The following is a 2840-nucleotide window of genomic DNA, read 5'->3' on the forward strand; positions in this document are numbered from 1 at the left end:
GCTATTAGCTTTAGAATCATATAAACCGGAAAAAGTTGAAGCTAATTTGGATATAAAAAAGGATTGTTTAGAAATAGAAATTGAAGGATTAAAAAAAGAAGAATTAGAAATAGATGCTCCAGATATATCAGGGCCAGTAAACAATCTACCTTGGGTAGAAGATGAGGACTTTTTAAAAGCTCAAAAAAAGCATAATACTCCTGACCTAATGGCAGCTTACTGTGCAGTTTTAATAGATCCTCTACCTGGTGAAGAATATAATGTGAATCTAGCAGCTAATTCGATTAAAGGAATAGTACTATCTACTGATGAGATATTTTCACAAAATAAAATGATAGGTCCATATACTAAGGAAAGAGGTTATAGAAAAGGTGCATCTTTTGCTGGACCTTATATTGTAGAAACTGAAGGAGGAGGGGTTTGTAAAATTGCCTCAACATTATATAATGTTGCAATATTAAGCGATTTAGAGATAATAGAAAGACATAATCATTCTATGCCTGTTAACTATGTTCCATATGGTCAAGATGCTACAGTCGCCTATGGGTACAAAGATTTTAGATTTAAAAACGACAAGGATTTTTCAATATTAATATGGTCAGAAATTATTGGAAATAGATTATATATAGGTTTTTACGGGCAAGAAGCATCACCAAAAGTGGAGTGGCAACATAAAATCATAAATAAAGTAAAAGCTCCTATCCATTATAAAAACAACCCAGATTTAGAAGAAGGGGAAGAAAAGATAATCCTTAAAGGAATAGATGGTGCAACAGTTGAAACTACAGTAATAATAAAATATGAAGATGGCAGATATAAAACAAAAAAATTAGGAATTAGCCAATATCTTCCATTGCCTCATGTTATAGAAAAAAATAAATAAAATAAAAAACATTATTATAATATTATAACAATGTTTTTTTTATAAGTTTCAGCTTTTCTTTTCTACTTAGTTGTTTTATTTGCCATTCTCTTTTCTGAGCAGAAATCTTGTCTTCATGGGTTTCACAATAAGCCAGCTTAACGGGAAGTCTTGCTCTGGTGTATTTTGAGGCTTTACCTTTATTATGCATTTCAATTCTATTTTCTATATCTACAGTCCATCCTGTATACAGTGTTTTGTCTGCACATTCTAAAATATATACATAACAGATCTTATCATCACTCATTTTACTAACTCCTTCAACACCCTTGAGACACAATCATAGGAGTAGCCTCTTCTCTGAAGATAGCCTCCTAATTTTCTATATGTTTTATTTCTATCATCATTTTTATAGGAAACTATCTTTTTTTTAGCCAGTTCCAAAGCTCTAGGGTATTCATCATCTTCTTCCAGGACCTCTTCAATTATTTCTTGTGAAACACCTTTTCTATATAGATCATACCTTATTTTATATGGACCATGTTTGCTTAAATTTACTTTATCTTGCACAAAACTAGAGGCATAATCCAAATCATCTACAAATTTATATTTTTTCAAATAATCTAAAGTGTTGTTTATTATATTCTCTTCAAAACCTTTTTCTGATAATTTATCGATAATTTCTTTTTCAGTTCTTTTTCTATAATTCAAATAATCTAAAGCAGTATTATTGGCTTTTAACTGTTCCTCTTCCAGTAATACTGTTTCTATAAAACTTTGCTCTATTTCCATTCCTTCTTTTAAGCTATATTTATATTGGATTTCTTTCATAAGTCCAAAGGCAAAGTTACCGTCTATATAAATATTTATCCTCTTATCATTTTTTTGTGGTTCTATTTTGGTTATAATCAATTTTTCACCTACTTTAAATATCTATAGTTTTCTTAATAAATCTTACAGTTCTTTCTAAAATATTTACCGTTCCTATATCTTTAAGTTTAGTATCAAAGGAATGTCCACCTTTTCTATGAACTAAAAAAGTATACTTTATTTTATATTTTTTCAAAACTTTTATAAAATTTACGGAGGATTTAAAAGGTACAGTAGTATCCATTTTCCCATGAGCTATTAAGCAGGAGACCATATTATTGCTAATCCAATTAATTGGGGAATAATAGTTATAGATTTCTTCCTTTTTAACAGGACTTCCTTTTAAAGTTTTTTTTGTTGCAAATCTAGCAAATATGGACTTGTTTTCTGCTACAAATATGGCACTTAAATCTGTAGGGGGGTAATAAGCCACTACACTTTTTATGCCTTTCATTTTTTCTTTATTATTTTCATTGGTATGATAGGCCGTATATAGCAAAGAAAGGTGAGCTCCTGCTGATAAACCCATCAATACAATATTATCTTTGTCAATAGATAATTTTTTATGATTTTTCTTTACATAGTTTAGAGCATCTGTATAGTCGGATAAAATATCTTCCATAGTATTTCTATACCCATATCTATAGTCGATGCTCACAACAGCCAAACCTTTTGAAGCTAAGTATTTGCACCAAGAAACATTATTAGGTTGATTTCTAAATCCAGATATCCACCCACCACCATGACAAAAAAACACTAGTGGATTATTTTTCCTAGCATTGGAAGGTAACCAAAGGTCTAATTTCAAATCTCTATTTTGGGCTCGTTTATATACAAAAGTTCTACTCTTAAATTTCTTGCTCACTTCAATAGGAACTTTGGACTTTAATGTTTTCCATCCATAAATAAAAAGAGAGATTAAAAAATAATAGAAACCTAGACTAAAATCTTCTATGGCCAATAAAATAAAAATTAAAAAAAGATATACTTTATTGGCAATAAAATAAGATTTTTTTAGTTTTTCTTTAATTTTTTCCATATGCACCCACCAAAATTATTTTTCTAACGGATTTTCTATTACTTCTCTAGTAAGCAATGCTTTCTTTGC

The 2840-nt window shown here is 29.5% G+C and carries 4 protein-coding genes; 1 reads left to right on the forward strand and 3 read right to left on the reverse strand.

Annotated features, from left to right (window positions below; all coding sequences use genetic code 11):
- The coding region (locus VK998_RS02830) for a VanW family protein (RefSeq protein WP_325225246.1) at positions 1–883 on the forward strand (883 nt) is incomplete at its 5' end.
- A 22-nt stretch (positions 884–905) separates the two neighbouring features.
- Here VK998_RS02830 and VK998_RS02835 read toward each other — a convergent pair.
- Genes VK998_RS02835 through VK998_RS02845 form a run of 3 tightly spaced genes read right to left on the reverse strand, consistent with a single transcriptional unit; the run spans position 906 to position 2771 of the window.
- Entirely contained in the window at positions 906–1169 is a 264-nt protein-coding gene (locus tag VK998_RS02835) for a GIY-YIG nuclease family protein (protein ID WP_325225248.1), read from the reverse strand.
- The gene (locus VK998_RS02840; RefSeq protein ID WP_325225250.1) at positions 1166–1774 is read right to left on the reverse strand and encodes a regulatory protein RecX; all 609 of its coding nucleotides are present in this window, start codon (positions 1772–1774) and stop codon (positions 1166–1168) included. Before VK998_RS02840 ends, VK998_RS02835 begins: the two co-directional genes overlap by 4 nt.
- Before the next feature lie 13 nt (positions 1775–1787).
- The gene (locus VK998_RS02845) at positions 1788–2771 is read right to left on the reverse strand and encodes an alpha/beta hydrolase (protein WP_325225252.1); all 984 of its coding nucleotides are present in this window, start codon (positions 2769–2771) and stop codon (positions 1788–1790) included.
- Between the last annotated feature and the right edge of the window lie 69 nt (positions 2772–2840).

This window comes from Schnuerera sp. (genome assembly GCF_035459645.1).
In the GTDB taxonomy this organism is placed as follows: domain Bacteria; phylum Bacillota; class Clostridia; order Tissierellales; family Tepidimicrobiaceae; genus Schnuerera.

What these genes read in the sequence shown, in the direction of transcription:
- VK998_RS02835 (WP_325225248.1), bottom strand. Translation starts at nt 1,169, where the DNA reads ATGAGTGATGATAAGATCTGTTATGTATATATTTTAGAATGTGCAGAC.
- VK998_RS02845 (WP_325225252.1), bottom strand. Translation starts at nt 2,771, where the DNA reads ATGGAAAAAATTAAAGAAAAACTAAAAAAATCTTATTTTATTGCCAAT.